The organism is Mangrovibacterium lignilyticum (assembly GCF_010882175.1).
GTDB lineage: Bacteria > Bacteroidota > Bacteroidia > Bacteroidales > Prolixibacteraceae > Mangrovibacterium > Mangrovibacterium lignilyticum.
The window spans coordinates 346,708-367,885 of record NZ_WKLH01000002.1 but is presented as its reverse complement, the minus strand read 5'-3'; the positions used below and the strand labels follow the sequence as shown (position 1 = coordinate 367,885).

Here is a 21,178-nt window from a genome sequence, read left to right as displayed (position 1 = left end):
ACCAGCCTTTTTTTATATTTTCAAACTCAATTCCAGTATAATGCCGATGATTCGTATTAAACTCACAGCGCTATTTTTACTTTTCGTTTTGTACTTTCCGGTTCAGGCGCAGTATTTTTCAACTGGCTCGGATCCCGGGAAAATCGTTTGGCGCCAGATTGTGTCTGAGAATTTTCAAATCATTTTCCCGGACGACTACGAATCGCAAGCCAAAAAACTGGCTGCAATGTTGGAGAAAGTGTACGAGCATGGCTATATAAGTTTGGAAAGTCCGCCTCGTAAAATCTCGGTAGTTTTGCATACACACACGATCAACTCCAACGGAATGGTTGCCTGGTCGCCAAAGAGGATGGAATTATACCCGACGCCAAATCAACGAATTTATGCTCAAGATTGGATTGAACAGTTAGCTGTTCATGAGTTTCGGCATGTTGTTCAGATGGATAAAATTGAACAGGAACTTCCCGGAATATTTAAGGTGATATTCGGCGAACAGGCCGCCGCTGCTGTTGTTGGAGCCTATTTGCCATTTTGGTTTTTGGAGGGTGATGCCGTCATCTCGGAGACAGCATTGACAAAAACAGGCCGTGGAAGAGACCCCAATTTTCTGATGGAGAATAAAGCGCAGCTGCTTCAAAAAGGCGTGTATTCCTATGACAAGGCTACCTTGGGCTCATACAAAGATTTTGTCCCTAACCGATACAAATTTGGCTGGTGGTTTGCCGGTGGGATTCGGCAAAAATATGGTTCTCAAATTTGGTCGGATGTTTTAAACCACGTAGCCCGCTCACCACTGTCAGTTAACCCGGTAAATTCAGTGTTGAAAAAACAGACCGGGAAAAATAAAGAAGCACTTTACAAGGACTTGTTTCAGGAATACAAATCTGAGTGGCAAGGAGAATTGGAGCGCCTGAAATTTAGCCCACACGTTAACTTGATAAAAAAAGAAGATCGGATTGTCAATTATTTGTATCTCAGTATTGTTGGTGATGAACAACTGGTTGCATATAAGCAAAGTAGAGATGATGTTGGGCGAATAATCTCGTTTGATAATGGGAGAGAAGTAACCCTTTTTACTCCCGGGACAATTCTCTCCGAATCTTTCTCTGGAAGAGGTCATAAATTAATTTGGTCGGAGAGACGCCCCGATATTAGATGGACGCACGCAGACTATTCAGTCGTTGTAGTTTTTGATCAGGCAACAATGACGAAATGTGAGTTTCGCCCTGATTCAAAATTGTTTAGTCCGGTTATTTCGCCATCAATGAATTCATTTGCAGCAGTGTCTGTCGATAATCAAAATCACTATCAACTTCAGATACGGGACCTTAAACGTGGGATTTTGGTGGATGAATTTAGTATGCCTCAGAATGATTTTGTGATGAGTCCAACCTGGAGTGAAGATGGGCAATCTCTGTACTTCATAGCCCTCAATAGTCAAGGGAAATATTTTGGGCAGTTAGACTTGGTAGATAGCCAATTTAAGCAGTTGACAGCCCCAGTTTTATATGACATACGAAATCTTTCCTGCAAAAATAACCAACTGTTTTACACATCGGCTGAAACAGGTATTGACAATATCTTCTGTTTGGATTTAAAAGACAATTCAATTAAGCAACTCACGAGTGTTGAGTTTGGAGCTGATTATGCTGTCGCATCTGACCATGCCCTGTTTTTCAGTGATTATTCAGCTAATGGTTATCAATTGGCAAAATTAAGTTCTTCCGATTTCCTGAATATTCCAGTAACAGGCAAGGTAATGCTTTCCAATCCCTTGGCTGATTCTTTGGCAAAACAAGAAGCCGTTGTTCTGAACTTGTCAGAGGATGATCAGGCAGACTATCGGTCTAAACCTTACAGAAAACTGGCTCATCTATTCAATTTTCACAGCTGGGCTCCAGCTTACATCAATTTGAACGATTACGAAGTTCGGCCAGGTGTTTCTCTTTTTTCGCAAAACAAGCTGGGAACGGCAACGACTAATTTGGGCTATGAATATGATATGTCGGAAAGGACAGGAAAGGTAAAAGCCAACTTTGAATACACAGGTCTGTTTCCTGTCTTGGATGGCGAGGTCAATTATGGTAAACGGAAATCGAGATATAGAATAATACAGGAGAATGGCGATACTATCACCAATACGTTTTCATGGAACGAATTATCGTATGAGTTAGGAGTTCGCGTGCCGCTAAAATTTAGCGAGGGAAAGTACAGTCAACTGATTCGGCCTGAAATTCGTTATAACTTCACTCAAATTTCTCATGACCAGACGACACCTGATGAATTTTATCAGGGATTTTATCACGCAGTAAATTACCGACTCTATTTCCAAAACGTACTGAGAAGCGCAGAGTTGGATATTATTCCCCGTTTGGCACAAGTCGTGGATGTGGCTTACAAACACAGCCCAAACGGGGGCACCGGTATTGGCGATTTAAAAGCGCTCCAAACATACCTGTATTTCCCTGGAATCTGGAGAAATCAGGGTATTCGCATCTACAATGGATTTCAAAAAAAGAATACCGACCTGGATATTTCGTTCTCTGATGTCGTGCGGTTTCCAAGAGGAATTCAACGAATCAGTAACACCGATTTGTATACTTTGGGAGCAGATTACGTCATGCCTCTGTGGTATCCGGATCTTAGTTTGAGCCGGTTGTTTTTCCTGAAACGTTTGAGGACTTCACTATTTTACGACTTTTCATCGTTGAAGGGGTATACCTATAATGAAGATGGCTCAGTGCACAGTATCTATAAAAAATACCTTACTTCGGTTGGACTTGAATTGACTGGTGATGGGCACTTCTTGCGCTTGCCTGCTCCGGTCTCGTTGGGTTTACGTTCCATTTACCTGCCTGACTTCGAAGAGTTCCGCTTTGAGGTTCTGTTTTCAATTAGTTTCGATGCGATTTGAATGTAATGTCAGCAGGGTAATTTCCGGGTTCATGTCAATTCTTCCCGGAAAGCCAACGCATCCCCAACCTTGATTGACGTACAGATATTGATTATTGTTTAGGTACAAACCAGCCCAGAATTTTTGAGCCAAATACATTGGGCTAAACGTAATGCCGGCAATTTTTAATCCGAATTGACCACCATGCGTGTGTCCCGAGAGAGTCAACGCAATATTCGTTTTTGGGAGAACTTCGGCTTCCCAATGTGCCGGGTCGTGTGTCAGCAAAATTTTAAATGCTGGAGCCGGAACATTTTGCATTGCTGAGTCTAATTCGGCATACTGAGGAAAAGGTTTATGCCCCCAGTTTTCAACACCAACAATGTATAGGCTCGTATCATTCATCTCAACTTTCTCATTTCGGTTTTGTAAAAGCTTAAACCCGGCATCCCTAATTTTCTGGGAAACTTTAGCATGATTGATTGCTTTGTCCTCCGGCTCATCCCAGTTCGAATAGTCGCCGTAGTCGTGATTGCCAAAGATGGCAAACTTCCCGTACGGAGCCTTCATTTCTTTCAATGCATTCTCAAAGCCAATCATTTCCTGGTAATAATTATTTACCATATCGCCGGTAAAAACGATCAAATCCGGCTTCAAACGATTAATCTCAGCAGTCGTTGTTTGTAGAAATTGATCACTTTTGAAAGAGCCTAAATGAAAGTCAGATATTTGAACGATCTTTAACTGGTTGAGCTGCGGTGGAAGCGAATCCAAATAAAGATCGACTTTGTTCGTCTGCAAAGTTTCCTTTCCAAAAGTAATTCCATAGGCAACGCTTAGGATTATCCCCAAGCTGATCAGTACGCCGGAAAGTAAAATCAGTTTCGATAAAAATTGATCCCGCAGCATCCGAAATGGAAACGATATGATTGTTGCCAGTGCCATCAAAGCTTTCGGGAATAAATTCATGACCGAAAGGGCAATCACGAAATAGAAAAAAGTGTAATCTGTCGTTTGTCTTATTTTTTCAGGATTGAAAAATGCGATCATCCAAATAACCAGAAAGCTCATGGTTGTGAATCCATAAATAATGGATCCCAGCTTTCGTTGCCGTTTACCTGATATTAACTGAAGAATTCCCAAATAGGCAAGCACTTCAATCAGGATTATGACCAGAAAAAAAACGATAACTCCAGATCCGGGTATTCCGCGCATATTAGTTTGAATAAATGATTTCGATACTAAAAATAACAATACTGGACTGCTAAATGATTTAAAATGGGTAAAGTTTGTTGAATTTCTCTGGACTAACAGAACGTTGCCTACTTTGGATATGTGTCTATTGAGTTGAAATAAAGTATATTAGGTGCTATAAAAGAGAGAATTAAGCTCGCCAGAATTGAATAGAATGAAATAGATGCCCAACTGCACACAAATAGCATCCGGATTTAGACTAAATCAGCTCATCAACTAAAATTCCCAAATTGAAGATTGTAATCGGCAGAAATACCTCTCCTCATACTGTAGAAAAATCTAAATTCTAAAAAGTAAATAGTGAGATTGGTGCTGCTCTTTGATATTGTTACAAAAGTAACTTGACGAATAAACAGCGTAGTTACAGAATTTTAACGCAAAAATGACATTAATAATCAATACAATTAATTTCTGTAAACACTAAGCAATGGGTAATATTAAATCAATTGTATTTTCACATAAAGTACTTGTAATCAGATTTAAATTAGCTTTATTTGAATAGTAAGATGAAGAATAAGTGATAATCCCCCAAAAAGAGAGCTATATTCGTAAAAATATTTCTACTATGTTGCTATTTATCAGTATTTTGCGTGATTCACTTGAAGTGTAATCGGAGGTATTTATGCGAATCTTGCAGATATCTGGTTCTTATTCATATTTGTATATTCACAAATGTATCTCAATGCAATTCACATATGTATTTTGAATGTTTCTTTTTGTGTTTTATATTTGTGAATACAATAATTGACATTTATGAATATCAGGATTAAGCAAATAATGGACTATAAGCAAATCAGTTCTTCGGAGTTAGCCGATACCATCGGCGTGCAGCGCTCTAATGTGACTCATGTGCTTCAGGGGCGAAATAAACCCGGCTTCCAGTTCATTAGTAAATTGCTGGAGACTTTTCCCGATATAAACGCCAAATGGTTGATTACAGGACAAGGTGATATGCTGATTGGAGATGTACCTAAAAAAGCCGATTTATTCGATTCTCAGCCGCCTAAGCAAGAACCGGAACAGCGGGCGCCGATAGAGGATCCTCCCGTGATTAAAGAGGAAAAGCAAGCTGAAGTTATTAACAGCAATCCACCCACGCCTGAGATTGTGAAGAGCATGGTGCCACCATTAAACAAAGAAATTGAACGCATCGTGGTGTTTTACACGGACCAAACTTTTAAACAATACCTACCATCTAACTGATTTTTCTCCTATATTTGCCGGCAAATTGAACTTGGAATGAGAAAAACTGTCCAGGAGCTTTTGCTCGTTGAAAATACACAACTAAATCATGACAATTTTCGCTTGGTTTTACAATCGGAAAGCGAATTGCCGCCTATATACCCCGGCCAGTTTGTGAATGTTGAAATTAAAAAGGCATCAGAGATATTTTTGAGAAGACCATTCTCGATCTTGGATATCGACCCTGCTAAAAAGCAATTTTCACTGTTGGTGAAGATTCTCGGACGAGGATCTAAAGTTTTGACAACCTACGAAGCCGGAGATAAGATTAGTGTAATTTACCCCCTTGGGAATGGCTTTAAAATGCCTGAACCCACCGATAAAGTTTTATTGATCGGCGGTGGTAGCGGTGTTGCTCCAATGCTTTTCCTCTCGAAGGTTTGTGGCCTCAATACGGATCAGGTGCATGTTTTGCTAGGTGCACGAAGCGATAAGGACCATGTTGATATCAGTGCCTATAAAGCAAACGGTAATTTCTACTTCACAACGGAGGATGGTAGCCTTGGAGAGAAGGGATTTGTTACAAATCACCCTGTATACAAAAGTAAACTATCTGAATTCGACAAGGTTTACACATGTGGACCAAACCCGATGATGAAGGCGGTCGCTGCTGATGCGGCCAAAGCCGGAGTTTTCTGTGAAGTATCGCTTGAAAATATGATGGCTTGCGGCTTTGGTGTATGCCTTTGCTGTGTGGAAAAAACAACCTCAGGACATAAATGTGTGTGCACCGACGGACCGGTGTTTAATATTAATGATTTGACATGGCAGATTTAAGCATAAAAATTAAAGATCTTTATTTTAAAAACCCGGTGATGACTGCTTCCGGAACTTGCGGGTTCGGACAGGAAATTGCTGATTTTGTCGATCTGTCTAAGCTGGGAGGTGTAGTTATGAAAGGTACTACACTTAAACATCGCGAAGGAAATGATTACCCAAGAATGGCCGAAACGCCTTCAGGGATGCTGAATGCGGTGGGACTGCAAAATAAAGGGGTTGATAACTTCGTTAAGAATATTTATCCGACTATAAAAGATGTTGATTCGAATTTCATAGTCAATGTAAACGGATCAACCATTGAAGAGTACGTAGAATTGACAGAACGTATCAATGAGTTGGACAAAATTCCGGCAATTGAGTTGAATATTAGTTGCCCGAATGTAAAAGAAGGTGGAATGGCCTTTGGTGTTAGTTGTCCATCGGCTGAAGCTGTGGTAAAAGCAGTGAGAGCGGTCTATAGCAAGCCGCTGATCGTGAAACTGTCGCCTAACGTAACGAATATTGCAGAAATCGCCAAGGCAGTTGAAGGTCAGGGTGCCGACAGCGTTTCACTTGTAAACACCTTTTTGGGGATGGCTGTTGACGCAGAGAGCCGAAAGCCGGTTTTATCAACCATTACAGGTGGATTATCGGGACCAGCAATTAAACCAATTGCGTTGCGCATGGTTTGGCAGGTTGCACAAGCGGTAAAAGTACCGGTAATCGGCATGGGAGGTATTATGAATGCAACTGATGCCATCGAATTCATGCTCGCAGGAGCTACAGCGGTTCAGGTTGGAACAGCTATTTTTATCGATCCAACGATACCCCTTCAAATAGTCGATGGAATTAATGATTATTTAGAGCGCCACAAATTTAGTTCTGTAAATGAGATCATTGGCGCCTTACAAGTTTAAACTGAATTAACAATTGTAACGTGAGGTTTATTAAGTATCTATTTATAATTATGGTTTTGGTATTTAGCTATAGTTCAAAGAGCTACCATACCCATAAGCAGATACCACCATATTACCAACTCGAATTACAAGGACTCAATAATCGGATTACAAACGAACTTTCTGATTTTTCCGGTTCCGGGTATATTGAGAAACAAGTGAACCGTTTTCGTCGGCAGTGGGCGTTGCAGGGGGTTTCTGTTGCTGTTGTAAAAGACGAAAAGCTGGTTTATGCGCAAGGTTTTGGCTCTGCAAATGAAAAGGAAGAACTTGTACAGCCTGGAAATTTGTTTCGTGTGGCCAGCGTGTCCAAGTTGTTGACAGCCGTTGCGATCATGAAACTTGTCGAAGAAAATAAACTCAAACTGGACGACACTGTTTTTGGTCCGAAAGGCATCATCAAGGATTCCATTTTCAACAAAGTACGCGATAAACGAATCTATAAAATAACCGTTCGTCAATTGTTGGCGCACTCCGGAGGTTGGTCGCAACGTTATGGCGATCCGGCCTTTAATTCATTAACAGTCGCTAAAAAAGTTGGCGACGAAGCTCCGGCAACAATTCAGTCCTATTATAAATTCATAGCCTCACGACGATTGTCATTCTATCCGGGTAGCCGAACGTCCTATTCAAACATGGGATATATGTTATTAGGTGCAGTTGTGGCAACTGTAAGTGGCGAGCCGTACGAAAACTTCCTTCAGGATAATATTCTTATTCCAAATGGCATTACCGATATGCATTTGGGCAATAGCTACCAAAAGAACAAGCGTGAAAACGAAGTATGTTATTTTGAAACAGAGGGTAGTTTGTTAGTTCCTGAATATACCGGTTCGGGGAAAATGGTTGAAAAATCGAATGGCGGAAACCCTGTTGAGCTCTTGGGTGCCGCCGGAGGATGGATTTGCTCAGCGATTGAATTAGCCCGGTTGATCACCTATATTGACGGAGAGCCAGGTGTGAAAGACATCCTGAAACCTGCTTCAATTTTGGAAATGACTGACAATACTTATGCAAAAGGGCCACTGGGCTGGAAAACCACTTTCAATAACGGTAACTGGATCAGAACAGGTAGTATGGCCGGAACATCAGCCATGATTAAACGAATGGATGACGGATTAACCTGGATATTCATCTCGAATACCAGTAGCTGGAAAGGATCACTGCTGGCCAATGATATCAACTCGCTAATGGCAAAAATATGTCACAAGGTTAAAGATTGGCCTAAACAGGATCTGTTCAACTATTATCCGATCCACACACTTCCGTTGGCACGCTCTAATTGAGAGCCATTTAATAAATTTTAACGTCTTTTAATTTTCATGTTGCCTTAATCTTCCTAATTTAGGAGGGAAATTTAGGGGGCGTAATGAGGATACTGTTATTTGTTTTTTTTGCTGGTTGTTGTTGTTTCTGTGCAAAAGCGCAAGAAAAGTATGTATTTAATGTTGATCCTCAATATTCCATTCCAACGATCAACGAATGTCCTCCCAACCAATACCTCAGTCAAGATGTTCGACTCAAATTAGCCCAATTTGATTTTCTATACTCAAAAAAGATAAATATGGGGGCGCCCAATTTTCAAACTTCAATTGAAATCCTTAAACCCGATTTATATTATTCAGTCCAAAAATTGTCGAAATATTTCTGCAAATGCATGAAAAAAGGTATACTTCAAAAGGAAATTGCAGAAGATGAATTCAGAAAAATTCTTGAGAAATGTTTGATGATTGTCGAAAAGGACACGACTCCATTGGAAGCGGAATTACGCGCGACCAATAATCCGGCAGAAATTGTCGGAGTTTTTGATAAAATAGTTATCAAAAACTGATTTCAGCTTATAAAATCCCCGTTAATTTTATTCGCATATTTTCAGCCACTGAAAATCCAGCTTTATGAGGCCACATCAAAGGTCTGTAAAGTCTGATTTTGCTTGAACATTTCGAATTGCTGTGTGTTTAAGGTGGTGAAAATTCCAGATAATAAAGTGTTAAATAAATAAATTGGAAAATGTCAGAGTTTAAAATCCAAATGCCCAAAATGGGCGAAAGTGTTCAGGAAGCGACTATTACAAAGTGGTTTGTAAAAGAAGGAGACAAGATTGAAGAGGACGATATGCTTTTCGAAATCGCTACAGAAAAAGTTGATTCAGAAATTCCTTCACCCGTTGACGGTGTAATTAAAAAAATTCTGTTTGAAGTTGATTCAATTGTTCCCGTCGGAGATATTGTTGCCATCATCCAGACTGACGACGATGATGACGATTCCAGTTCCGCAAGCGAAACAACTACTGATTCAGCCGATACAGAAGCCAAAACTGAGAAAACAGCAGAGGAAAAAGCTCCCGCTGACTTTAAAGAATCTACCCGTTTTTACTCTCCACTTGTGCGATCGATTGCCAAAGAAGAAAATATTTCTTTAAAAGAATTGGAAACAATTGAAGGTAGTGGCGCTGGCGGTCGTGTTCAGAAACAAGATGTTTTGGATTATATGGCAGGAAAAGGAGCGAAAAAAGAGGCTCCGGTTGCGGCAAAAGCCGAAGCAACAGCTGCTTCAGCTCCAAAACCAGCAGCTCCGAAAATGAATATTACAGTGGGGGCTGACGATAAAGTAGTTGAAATGGACCGGATCCGTAAGATTATTTCAGAACGGATGGTTCAGTCGGTAACAACAGCTCCACACGTTACTTCAGTTGTTGAAACGGATGTAACAAACGTTGTTCTTTGGAGAAACAAAGTAAAAGATGAATTCCTGTCTAAATACGGTCAGAAATTAACTTTCATGCCAGTATTTATCGAAGCTGCTGCAACTGCCTTACGCGAATTCCCAATGTTGAATGCTTCGGTTGATGGAGATAAAATTATTCTTCGTGGTCGAGTAAATATTGGTGTTGCCGTTGCTAAACCAGACGGAAACCTGATTGTTCCGGTAATTAAGGACGCTGATCAGAAAAACCTGGTAGGTTTAACATCATCGATGAACGACCTTGCAAACCGTGCCCGTTCAAATAAATTAGGTCCGGATGAGATTTCAGGCGGTACATTCAGTATTAGCAACTTCGGCACATTCAAAAACGATATTGGTACGCCAATTATCAATCAACCAGAAGTGGCCATCCTGGCAACAGGAAACATCACTAAAAAACCAGCAGTGGTTGAAACTCCTGCAGGCGATGTTTTTGCTATTCGTCACAAAATGTTCTTGTCACTTTCTTACGACCACCGAATTATCGATGGTGCATTGGGCGGTGCCTTTATCAGACGAATTGCTGACCTTCTCGAAGAATTTGACGTAAACAGAAAAATTTAATCCAAATGAGCAGTATCTATCCTAAAATTTATACGATAAAGAATGTTGATAAGGAAACCCTTCTCAAGTGGTATACAACGTTGGTTGTAGGCCGCAAACTTGACGAAAGAGCTCCAAATTACCTGAAACAAGCTATTGGTTGGTCTTATCATGCCCCTTATGCCGGGCATGATGGAATTCAGTTCGCGATTGGCCAGACTTTTGATCGCGCAACCGATCACCTTTTTCCTTACTATCGTGATATGATGACGTGTTTCTCGGCCGGTTTAACAGCTGAAGAAATCATTCTGAATGGTATTTCGAAAGCTACTGATGTTGCTGGTGGAGGTCGTCACATGTCGAACCACTTTGCGAAACCGGAGTGGAATATTCACAATGTTTCGAGCTGTACCGGAAACCACGACTTGCATGCAGTGGGTGTTGCCCGTGCACTGAAATATTACGGTCAGAAAGGTGTTTCAATCACGTCGCATGGTGAATCTTCAACATCGGAAGGTTACGTTTATGAAGCGATTAACGGAGCATCGCGTGAGAAACTTCCTGTAATTTTTGTTTTGCAGGATAATGGTTACGGTATTTCAGTACCGAAAAACATGCAAACGGCTACCCGTAAAACAGCTAATAACTTCAGTGGCTTCAAAAATTTGAGGATTATTCATTGTAACGGAAAAGACATTTTCGATTCAATGAATGCTATGACTGAGGCCAAGAAGCATGTATTGGAAGCAGGTGAGCCTGTAATTATTCAGGCCAACTGTGTCCGAATGGAATCTCACTCGAACTCAGACCGTCACGAGTTGTATCGTAGCGAGAATGAGCGTAATTACGTTCGTGTTTACGATCCGCTGGCGAAATTCACTCGGATGCTTTTGAAATACAAGCGTTTTACAGAAGAAGAATTGGCTGCCGTTGAAGCGGATGCGAAAGCCATTGTAAAAGATGCGCACAAGAAAGCGATGAAAGCTCCGGATCCTGATCCGGCGACAATATTCGATTTTGTAATGCCAGAGCCTTACAAAGCTGAGAAATATCCGGAAGGAACGCATGATGCAGATGGTGAAAAAATCAAGTTAGTTGATGCCATCAACAAAACATTGAAAGAAGAATTCCGTGAAAACCCGGATACCTTCATTTGGGGACAAGACGTTGCCAATAAGGAAAAAGGTGGTGCATTTAACGTTACCAAGGGGATGCAACAGGAGTTTGGTGATCAACGTGTTTTTAGCGCGCCGATTGCTGAAGATTTCATTGTTGGTACAGCCAATGGTATGAGTCGTTTTAACGACAAAATTCGGATCGTTATTGAAGGTGCTGAATTTGCCGATTACTTCTGGCCGGCTATGGAGCAATACGTTGAGTCTAGTCACGATTACTGGAGATCTAACGGGCAGTTCGTTCCAAACATGACTATTCGTTTGGCATCTGGTGGTTACATCGGTGGTGGTTTATATCACTCTCAAAATATCGAAGGTGCGCTGGCAACTATCCCGGGTGTACGCATCGTATATCCAACCTTTGCAGACGATGCTGCCGGACTACTGCGGACATCAATGCGTTCCCGTGGTATGACCGTGTTCATGGAGCCTAAAGCGCTTTACAATGCACCTCAGGCTGCTGCTGCGGTTCCTGATGATTTCGAAGTTCCTTTCGGCAAGTGTCGCATTCGACGTCCCGGAAAGGATTTAACTTTGGTTACTTATGGAAATACATTGATTCACAGTCTCGAGGCTGCTGAGAAGTTGGCTGAAGAAGGAATCGACGTGGAAGTAATTGACTTACGTTCTATCGTACCTCTGGATAAAGAAGGAATTCTGAATTCAGTGAAAAAGACAAACAAAGTAATGGTTGTTCATGAAGATAAAGTCTTTGCCGGCTTTGGCTCAGAAGTCACATCAATGATTATGGAGGAAGCTTTTGAATACCTGGATGCTCCGGTTAAACGTATTGGATCGCCTTATATGCCGGTTGGGTTCAACCGTATTCTGGAAAAAGCAATCTTACCAAATACGGATAAGATTGTGGCTGCAGCAAAAGAATTAATCGCATACTAAAAAGAAAATCATGAGCAAAACAGGTATATTTTATAGTTTCCATACAAATAAAACCTCTAAAGTAAGTGAGAAAATAATAGAGGCTTTTGGTCGTGAAAACCTTGAAGTAGTGAATGCCGAAGAGGTAGACGAAGAGAATTTCTTAAAGTTTGATAATTATATTATTGGAGTGGCTACATGGTGGGATGGTGAATTGCCGAATTACTGGGATGAGTTTGTCCCGGCGATTGAGGACCTGGATTTATCAGGGAAGAAATTTGCCATCTACGGTTTAGGAGATCAGAAAGGCTATCCGGAAAATTTCAACGATGGAGTCGGCATTTTTGCTGAATTGGTTGAATCTCGTGGCGCAACAGTTGTTGGTCACACTTCTCGTGAAGGATACACTTATGAAGGATCGAGAGCTGAATGCGGAGATAACGAATTTTACGGTCTTTGCATCGACCAGGAAAATCAACCAAGGCTAACTAAAGGCCGGGTTGAAAAATGGGTTGAAAGCCTCAAAAAAGAGTTCAAATAGAAGAACCTACAATAATTCTATTTTCAAGAGCACGGTAATTATTATCGTGCTCTTTTTTTTGTGCTACCTTTCTGTTAAGTAACTCAGGTGAATTTATAAAGAAGACAATCAAGTATGAATTAATGAACTAATTTTGCACCGGATTTAACGATGAAAAAACAGAAAGAGAAATGAAAAAGAAAAAGACAATTGCGTTAGTTGCGCACGATCACCGAAAAAAAGACATGATGGAGTGGGTTGCCTATAACTGGAAAGAATTGATGCCCCACAGTTTGGTTTGTACCGGTACAACAGGCAAATTGATCCAGGAAACCGTCGAAAAAAAGTGTCACCAAAATGACGAAATTCCACCTGAAGTAACCCGTTTGAAGTCTGGGCCGCTGGGAGGAGATCAACAGCTTGGAGCATTAATTTGTGAAGGCAGTGTTGACCTACTGATCTTTTTTTGGGATCCAATGCAGCCACAACCTCATGATGTAGATGTAAAAGCACTATTACGTATTGCAACGTTGTACAATATTCCTACCGCTCCGAATCGCTCTACTGCTGATTTTATCATCTCATCTGACTTATTTCATGAAAGTTACAAACCGATATTGAAAGATTATTCAAGTTATATTAAGAGGGAAGTAGATCTTTAGTAACATGTGCTTTACATTTTCTTAAGAAAGTCATAATTTATCGGTAAACTCTTGATTCCAAAGAAGGTTGTAAATTTGGTTAAAAGACTAAACGCCATGGAACAAGAAAAATTAAGAAAAATGATTAAAGCCATGTATCTTTTGAAAGATATCATGTCTAAAAAGCGTGATGATGACCGAGCTTTTAAGCGTAGACCAAAATCGAAAGTAATCAGAGATATCCAAGATATTATTAATCTGGGCTTAGAAGAATTTTACACACTCCGGACGAATTAAAAAGTCAGATAGATCCGGTTTATTCTAATTTACAAATATTAATTATACTTGATCCTGAAAGTAGTTTGCTTTTCAGATTTTTTTTACCGCACAGTTCATTATAGTACAAATCGCTGCAAATGAATTACTTAATAGATTCACAAATGTGTCTCATGTGTCCAAATGTAAAGTATAGCGATTCCATGTTTATTAGTGACGGTGCCAATGTATCTCTCGATTATTCGTAGTCTATTTTAACATCAACAGAATTTTCACTGTCGTAACATCAGAAGAAATTTTCAAGGAAACACTATAGAACTACGAACGAGCTTCCCACTAAATATTGCAAACATAATTAAGTGGAAATCCTTCCGATATTTTTAATTGAACTGCTACTTGCCGGTATACATTCGAATTTGGGATTTGGTAGGAAAAGAACCTTACCAGGATGTTGGGACAAGTTGAGAAGCTTAAATGTGTCATTAAAACTAATCGATAGGTAAAAGACTGTCAAAGTATGCCAGGGTTTCAAAATACTTGCCTTGAGGCATCTTTAAGCAGAGAGTTGATTATTTGTCCAATTACTATAATTTCAGATCTCACCATGCAGTTTAATTATATAGTGTTGTCTTATAGTTGATATTATGTTTTTTATATAGATATAAAAAGAGAGGGAATAAATCCCTCTCTTATATTTCTAAGATTATTTCAAATCTTCGAGTTTCTTGTTTACCTCATCAAACTCATCCATCATTTTTAAGCGATAGTATAATTGTTTTAGAGATTCCAAAGAGAAAGTATCTTCAGGATTTACTTCAGAAGCTTTTTCCATATAAGGAATTGCTTTCTTGAATTCAACATCTGCTTTACCTTTTTCTTCTTCGTATTTATCAGGTTGGTTTGTTGGAACTGCATTCGCAACATCCAGTTGTTTTACACCTTTATTATAATAGATAGCTCCTAAGTTATAATAAGCATCAAAATAATCGTCTTTCAATTCCAACGCTTTCTCATAAGATTGAATTGCGGCATCTGTATTTCCCAATTTGTCATTCAATGCTCCTTTTGCAAAATAGAACGATGCATTCTCCGGGTCTTGTTCGATTGCCAATTCCAGGTATTTCATGGCATCATCAGTTTTGTTGGCATTCATGTAGATGTTGATCATCTGTACAAGCAATGCGCTGTTTTCAGGATACTTTTCAAAACCTTCCTGTAAAGTAGTCAACGCGCTAGCTGTATCTTGCTCAGCCAAATAGCAGGCATTAATCAATTCGTAAGTACGTGCGCCGTTGTATTCATATTTTGCAGCTTCTTTGTAGTACTCGATCGCCTTGTCGTATTTTTCGGCGTTGTAAGCAGCTAGTCCAGCGTTGAAAATAATAACAGTATCAACAGACGCAGGATCTTCTTGCATTAAAGGAAGTTGTTGAATTTCCAGGATCTTTTCGAATGATTTCAATGCAATGTTATAATCGTTGTCATTAAAACCTTTAACAGCTTGATCTGTAAAATCATTGATTAACAGTGTTAAATTGATTTTTACACCATTGCTACCGCTACCTTTGGTGTCTAATTCAATCGCTTTTTCGAATGATTCCAATGATGTTTCCAGTGGATTTTCAGCAAGCTTTTTAAAATTTTCATCCTTGGTTTTATAAAGCTCGTGATAAATCTCACCACGTACTTCCCAAGTTCTTGACCATGGAATTGATTTTTCAGCTTTAGGGTTATTTGGATCAATAGCTTCATTGATCGCTTCCAGTGCCTTATCTAATTTCCCGCTCTCCTTCAACGTTTGAGCACTGGATACTTTGCCCTTTTGAGCATAAGAGCCAGCCACGGTCGAAATTAATATGGCTAACAATAAGATAGTCTTCTTCATCATCATAGTTAATTTAAGATACTTTTTTTGCTTCAAATTTAATTTTTATTGTCGTGCAAACAAATTGCTGTTTATTCTTGATCTTCATTTTCAGAAGATTCTGAGCTTTCCTGACCGTCTGATCCAGTAACATCATCGATTTCGATATCCTCGATTGTTGTTACCTCATCCTCTTCAAACTCAACTCGTGCAATCGACGCGATCGCATCATCACCTCTTAAGTTAATCAGTCGAACGCCCTGCGTAGCACGTCCCATTACCCGAACTGCAGAGATGGGTAACCTGATTGTAATACCATTTTGAGTGATAATCATCAAATCGTTCGCGTCTGAAACACTCTTAATAGCAATTAAGCTTCCGGTTTTTTCGGTCACATTAATTGTTTTAACTCCTTTACCACCGCGGTTGGTAACACGATAGTCTTCAATTGAAGAACGTTTTCCGAAACCTTTTTCAGAAACGACAAGAACGTCTTCGGATTGATTTTCTACAGATATCATGCCAACCACCTGATCATCTTCATTTCCAAGGGTTATACCGCGCACTCCGGATGCTGTCCGCCCAATTGCACGGACAATGTTTTCGTGGAAACGAATAGCTTTACCGGATTTCACAGCAATCATTATTTCATGATTTCCGTTCGTTAAACGAGCTTCCAATAAATGGTCTCCATCGCGAACGGTGATTGCGTTAATTCCATTTTGACGAGGGCGAGAATATGCTTCCAGCGATGTTTTCTTAATAACACCTTTTTGGGTACATAAAATGATGAAGTTGTTGTTGATGTATTCCTCATCATCCAAACGCTTCACATTAATATATGCTAAAACCTGGTCGTCTTGCTCAATATTAAGCAGGTTCTGGATTGCCCGGCCTTTACTTGTTTTTGTTCCCTCCGGAATTTCATAAACTTTCAGCCAGAAACATTTTCCTTTTTCGGTGAAGAGCAATAACGTATTGTGCATGGTAGCCACAAAAAGATGCTCAAGGAAGTCTTCATCCCTCGTGTTACTTCCTTTTGAACCAACACCGCCCCTTCCCTGCGTTTTGAATTCAGTTAACGGCGTACGTTTAATGTAACCTAAATGAGAAATTGTAATCACCATTTCTTCATCAGCATAGAAGTCTTCGGGATTGAATTCTTCAGCATTGGGGACAATCTCGGTTTTGCGTTCGTCACCATACTGTTCCCGAACCGCTGTCAGCTCATCTTTGATAATTTGCATCCGAAGCTCCTCGTTTGCCAGGATTTCACAGCAACGTTCAATGAATTTAACGATATCTTCATATTCTTGATGCAGCTTGTCTTGTTCGAGGCCTGTCAACTGACGCAATCTCATTTCAACAATTGCACGTGCTTGAATTTCAGAGAGGTTGAAACGATTGATCAATCCTTCGCGCGCTTCATCCGGTGTTTTTGAACCACGAATAATCGCAATGACTTCGTCAATGTTGTCTGAAGCAATTATTAACCCTTCGAGGATGTGTGCTCTTTTTTCTGCTTGTTCCAACTCATATTGCGTACGACGCACGACAACATCGTGTCGGTGTTCCACGAAATAGTGGATTAAATCCTTCAGGTTAAGCAACTTTGGACGGCCTTTGACCAGTGCAATGTTGTTTACGCTGAAAGAAGTCTGTAACTGCGTGTATTTGTACAACTTATTAAGAACGACGTTGGATATTTCATCTCTCTTAATGTCGATTACAATACGCATTCCATCACGGTCCGATTCATCGTTGACATTTGAGATTCCTTCGATCTTTTTGTCATTCACCAATTCTGCGATTTTGATGATCAACTCGGCTTTGTTTACCAAGTATGGAATTTCGGTTACAATGATTCGTTCACGTCCGTTTCCGTAAGTCTCAATATGAGCTTTACCACGAATAACAACACGGCCCCGACCTGTTTCATAAGATTCTTCAACCCCTTTGTAACCGTAGATAATTCCACCTGTTGGAAAATCCGGTGCTTTAATAATCGGGATTAAATCAGCGATCTCAATGTCCTTATTATCAATGTATGCCTCAATGGCATCAATAGTGTCTGATAAGTTATGAGGAGGCATATTTGTAGCCATACCTACTGCGATACCGGAAGCTCCATTGACCAAAAGGTTCGGAATTCGGGTTGGCAGAACGGTTGGTTCACCTAAAGACTCATCAAAGTTCGGTTGAAAATCAACTGTGTTTTTGTCAAGATCGCTAAGCGTTTCCTCAGCAATCTTTGCCATGCGGGCTTCTGTATAACGCATCGCTGCCGGGCTGTCCCCGTCAATTGATCCGTAGTTACCTTGTCCGTCAATTAGCGGGTAGCGCAGCGACCAATCCTGCGCCATACGTACCATGGTCATGTAAACTGATGAGTCACCATGCGGGTGATATTTACCTAAAACTTCACCAACTATCCTGGCTGATTTTTTATATGGTCTGTTGGATAAGATTCCTAACTCGCTCATACCGAATAAAACACGGCGGTGAACAGGCTTTAGACCGTCACGAACGTCTGGCAGAGCACGTGAAACAATTACCGACATCGAATAATCGATGTAGGCAGTTTTCATTTGCTCCTCAATATTAATTTTAATAATTCTTTCGCCTTCAGTCATTTAATGCTCCTTTCAAAGATTTTTACTTGTAAAAAAAACGACTTACAAAAATAAAAAAATACTGTTAATACAGGCGGAAATACTTGCTTTTTAATGCTACCAGGGGAATTAAATTTCAACAGCACAATGTTTAAAAAATCAATAAGCCCAAAACCTTGCCATAGCGCCTTTTGTGTAAATTTAAAAGGATAAATGCTATTTTTACAGTAAGATTCGGAACAACCTTTTCGGATTGAATTTTGTTACAGAAAAAACCATAACAATATAATCTAATGCATATGGATTCTCAATTCTCTCCAAGAATAAAAGATGTACTTTCCTACAGTCGCGAAGAAGCGATCCGTTTAGGGAACGAACAAATTGGGTTGGAGCATATTTTTCTGGGAATTTTGAGAGATGGTGAAGGTATTGCTATTGACATTTTAACTGGTTTAGGAATTGACTTATCAGAGGTTAAAACGGCCGTTGAAAGCGAGCTTAGAACCGACAAAGAAATTGATCCGCAAGCTTCGGTACAACTCTTGAAATCTGCAGAAAAAGCTCTGAAACTGGTTTATTTAGAAGCGCGTGCGCTCAATAGCCAAACAATCAGCACTGGGCATCTGTTGCTGGCTATCCTAAAGGATAAGGACAGTCAGATCTCCGGTATCTTAAACGAATATCACATCAATTACTATATTCTAAAGTCACGGTTGGAAGATTATAAGCAACCGGAGGCTAAATCAGAATTTGGTGGTGAAGATGATGATGAAGCTGATGATCCATTCTCAAAATCTCCTTCTTCCGGCTCACAAAAGAAACCCGGATCAAATAAGTCTGAAACTCCTGTGCTGGATAATTTTGGTGTTGATATCACCAAAGCAGCCGAAGAAAATAGTCTTGATCCAATCGTTGGCCGTGAAAAGGAAATTGAACGTTTGGCTCAAATCCTTTCTCGCCGGAAAAAGAATAACCCAATTTTAATTGGTGAACCGGGTGTTGGTAAGTCTGCAATTGCAGAAGGGCTGGCTCTTCGTATTATTCAGAAAAAAGTTTCTCGCGTGCTTTTCGATAAGCGTGTCGTGAGTCTGGATATTGCGTCGATTGTTGCAGGTACCAAATACCGTGGGCAGTTTGAAGAAAGAATGAAGGCTATCTTGAATGAGCTTTCGAAAGTAAATAATGTAATCTTGTTTATCGACGAGATTCACACCATTGTTGGAGCAGGCGGCGCAACCGGATCACTGGATGCTGCCAACATGCTGAAACCGGCACTGGCCAGAGGTGAGATTCAATGTATCGGAGCGACGACGCTTGACGAATATCGTCAGCAAATCGAAAAAGACGGTGCCTTGGAAAGGCGTTTCCAAAAAGTGATGGTTGAGCCTACTTCGGATGAAGAAACCGTTCAGATTCTGAATAACATCAAGGAACGTTACGAAGATCACCACAATGTAATTTATACACCTGAAGCGATTGCGGCTTGTGTGAAGTTGACTTCGCGCTATATTACCGATCGTTTTTTACCGGATAAAGCAATTGATGCTTTGGATGAAGCTGGTTCACGTGTGCATATTGCAAACATCAATGTTCCTGATAGAATCGTCAAACTGGAACAAAAAATAGAGAATACCCGTGAAGAAAAAATCAAAGCTGTAAAAAGCCAGAATTTTGAATTAGCTGCCGGTTTCCGCGATAAAGAAAAGAATTTGTTGCAACAGCTTGATCAGGAAAAAGAAGCCTGGGAAAAAGAGTTGTTAAGTCATCGCGAAGTGGTTTCGGAGGAAAAAGTTGCCGAAGTTGTGGCGATGATGTCTGGTGTTCCGGTTCAACGGATTGCACAGGCTGAGGGCAAACGCCTAATGAATATGGGGCTGAAACTGAAAGGTTCAGTTGTTGGTCAGGATGAGGCGATTCAGAAGATCGTAAAAGCGATTCAACGGAACCGTGCAGGTTTGAAAGATCCCAACAAACCAATTGGTACCTTTATCTTTTTGGGTCCGACCGGTGTTGGTAAAACACAATTGGCGAAAGTAATTGCAAAATACTTATTCGACAGTGTTGATTCGTTAATTCGCATCGACATGAGTGAATACATGGAGAAATTCTCGGTATCACGTTTGGTCGGAGCACCTCCGGGATATATCGGATACGAAGAAGGTGGCCAGTTGACCGAGAAAGTACGTCGTAAACCTTATTCGGTTGTGCTGCTCGATGAAATTGAAAAAGCACACCCTGATGTCTTCCACCTGATGCTTCAGGTTTTGGACGAAGGCCGTTTGACTGATAGTTTGGGACGAAACATCGATTTCAAAAACACGATTATCATTATGACTTCAAACATTGGTTCTCGCCAGTTGAAGGAATTTGGCCGTGGTGTTGGATTCTCGACCTCAAAAACGGTTGAAGACGAATCAGATCATGCGAAGTATATCGTCGAAAAAGCTTTGAAACGTGCCTTTGCACCTGAGTTCCTTAACCGGATCGACGATGTGATCATGTTCAACACGCTATCCAAAGAAGATATCTTCAAAATTATCGATATTGAATTGAAAGGGTTGTATGACAGGGTTGCAGCGCTGAACTATAAGCTGAAGATTTCGAAAGCAGCGAAAGAGTTTATAGCTGAAAAAGGTTATGACACCCAATATGGTGCACGCCCTTTGAAGCGGGCTATTCAGAAATACCTGGAAGACGAGATGGCCGAAGTTATTATTCGGGCTTCCGTTACCGAGGGAGACACCGTTTCGATCGGATTCGATAAAAAGAACGAGAAGATAAAAGTCAAGATCTTAGGAACAGCTCAAAAAGCATAACTAAAT

General features: G+C 40.4%; 15 protein-coding genes. 12 read left to right on the top strand and 3 right to left on the bottom strand.

Annotated elements, in window-relative coordinates:
* Positions 1–46 precede the first annotated feature (46 nt).
* A complete protein-coding gene (locus tag GJV22_RS08890) occupies positions 47–2,914 on the top strand; it encodes a TolB family protein (protein ID WP_163711859.1) in 2,868 nt (955 codons plus the stop codon).
* On the opposite strand, the gene GJV22_RS08885 is transcribed toward GJV22_RS08890, so the two are convergent.
* Positions 2,891–4,108, bottom strand: coding sequence for a metallophosphoesterase (locus tag GJV22_RS08885; protein ID WP_163711856.1), 1,218 nt, complete (start codon positions 4,106–4,108; stop codon positions 2,891–2,893). The genes GJV22_RS08890 and GJV22_RS08885 overlap by 24 nt on opposite strands.
* 792 nt (positions 4,109–4,900) lie before the next feature.
* Here GJV22_RS08885 and GJV22_RS08880 point away from each other — a divergent pair.
* The 10 genes from GJV22_RS08880 to GJV22_RS08835 all read left to right on the top strand — a co-directional run bounded on the left by GJV22_RS08880 (position 4,901) and on the right by GJV22_RS08835 (position 13,901).
* Positions 4,901–5,350, top strand: a complete 450-nt coding sequence (locus GJV22_RS08880) for a helix-turn-helix domain-containing protein (protein WP_163711853.1) — start codon at positions 4,901–4,903, stop codon at positions 5,348–5,350.
* Between the two features lie 36 nt (positions 5,351–5,386).
* The gene (locus tag GJV22_RS08875; protein ID WP_163711850.1) at positions 5,387–6,166 is read left to right on the top strand and encodes a dihydroorotate dehydrogenase electron transfer subunit; all 780 of its coding nucleotides are present in this window, start codon (positions 5,387–5,389) and stop codon (positions 6,164–6,166) included.
* Entirely contained in the window at positions 6,154–7,065 is a 912-nt protein-coding gene (locus GJV22_RS08870) for a dihydroorotate dehydrogenase (protein ID WP_163711847.1), read from the top strand. The genes GJV22_RS08875 and GJV22_RS08870 overlap by 13 nt, the downstream gene beginning before the upstream one ends.
* A gap of 50 nt (positions 7,066–7,115) precedes the next feature.
* Entirely contained in the window at positions 7,116–8,390 is a 1,275-nt protein-coding gene (locus GJV22_RS08865; RefSeq protein ID WP_163711843.1) for a serine hydrolase domain-containing protein, read from the top strand.
* A gap of 371 nt (positions 8,391–8,761) precedes the next feature.
* Positions 8,762–8,935, top strand: coding sequence for a hypothetical protein (locus GJV22_RS08860; protein ID WP_163711841.1), 174 nt, complete (start codon positions 8,762–8,764; stop codon positions 8,933–8,935).
* Positions 8,936–9,114: 179 nt separating this feature from the next.
* On the top strand, positions 9,115–10,413 hold the full coding sequence (locus GJV22_RS08855; protein WP_163711837.1) for a dihydrolipoamide acetyltransferase family protein: 1,299 nt from the start codon (positions 9,115–9,117) through the stop codon (positions 10,411–10,413).
* A gap of 5 nt (positions 10,414–10,418) precedes the next feature.
* Entirely contained in the window at positions 10,419–12,464 is a 2,046-nt protein-coding gene (locus GJV22_RS08850; RefSeq protein ID WP_163711834.1) for an alpha-ketoacid dehydrogenase subunit alpha/beta, read from the top strand.
* Positions 12,465–12,474: 10 nt separating this feature from the next.
* Positions 12,475–12,984: a flavodoxin gene (locus GJV22_RS08845; RefSeq protein WP_163711831.1), complete on the top strand. Its 510-nt coding sequence runs from the start codon at positions 12,475–12,477 to the stop codon at positions 12,982–12,984.
* A 170-nt stretch (positions 12,985–13,154) separates the two neighbouring features.
* The gene (locus GJV22_RS08840) at positions 13,155–13,625 is read left to right on the top strand and encodes a methylglyoxal synthase (RefSeq protein ID WP_163711828.1); all 471 of its coding nucleotides are present in this window, start codon (positions 13,155–13,157) and stop codon (positions 13,623–13,625) included.
* 96 nt (positions 13,626–13,721) lie between these two features.
* Positions 13,722–13,901 (top strand): hypothetical protein, encoded by a 180-nt coding sequence (locus GJV22_RS08835; RefSeq protein ID WP_163711826.1) that lies wholly within the window; start codon positions 13,722–13,724, stop codon positions 13,899–13,901.
* A gap of 682 nt (positions 13,902–14,583) precedes the next feature.
* Here the strand turns inward: GJV22_RS08835 and GJV22_RS08830 are convergent.
* Together GJV22_RS08830 and gyrA are read right to left on the bottom strand one after the other, a co-directional pair.
* Positions 14,584–15,765: a tetratricopeptide repeat protein gene (locus GJV22_RS08830; RefSeq protein ID WP_163711824.1), complete on the bottom strand. Its 1,182-nt coding sequence runs from the start codon at positions 15,763–15,765 to the stop codon at positions 14,584–14,586.
* 71 nt (positions 15,766–15,836) lie between these two features.
* Entirely contained in the window at positions 15,837–18,377 is a 2,541-nt protein-coding gene (gyrA, locus tag GJV22_RS08825) for a DNA gyrase subunit A (RefSeq protein WP_163711822.1), read from the bottom strand.
* A 278-nt stretch (positions 18,378–18,655) separates the two neighbouring features.
* Here gyrA and GJV22_RS08820 point away from each other — a divergent pair, with 278 nt between their 5' ends.
* Positions 18,656–21,172, top strand: coding sequence for an ATP-dependent Clp protease ATP-binding subunit (locus GJV22_RS08820; RefSeq protein WP_163711820.1), 2,517 nt, complete (start codon positions 18,656–18,658; stop codon positions 21,170–21,172).
* Positions 21,173–21,178 lie beyond the last annotated feature (6 nt).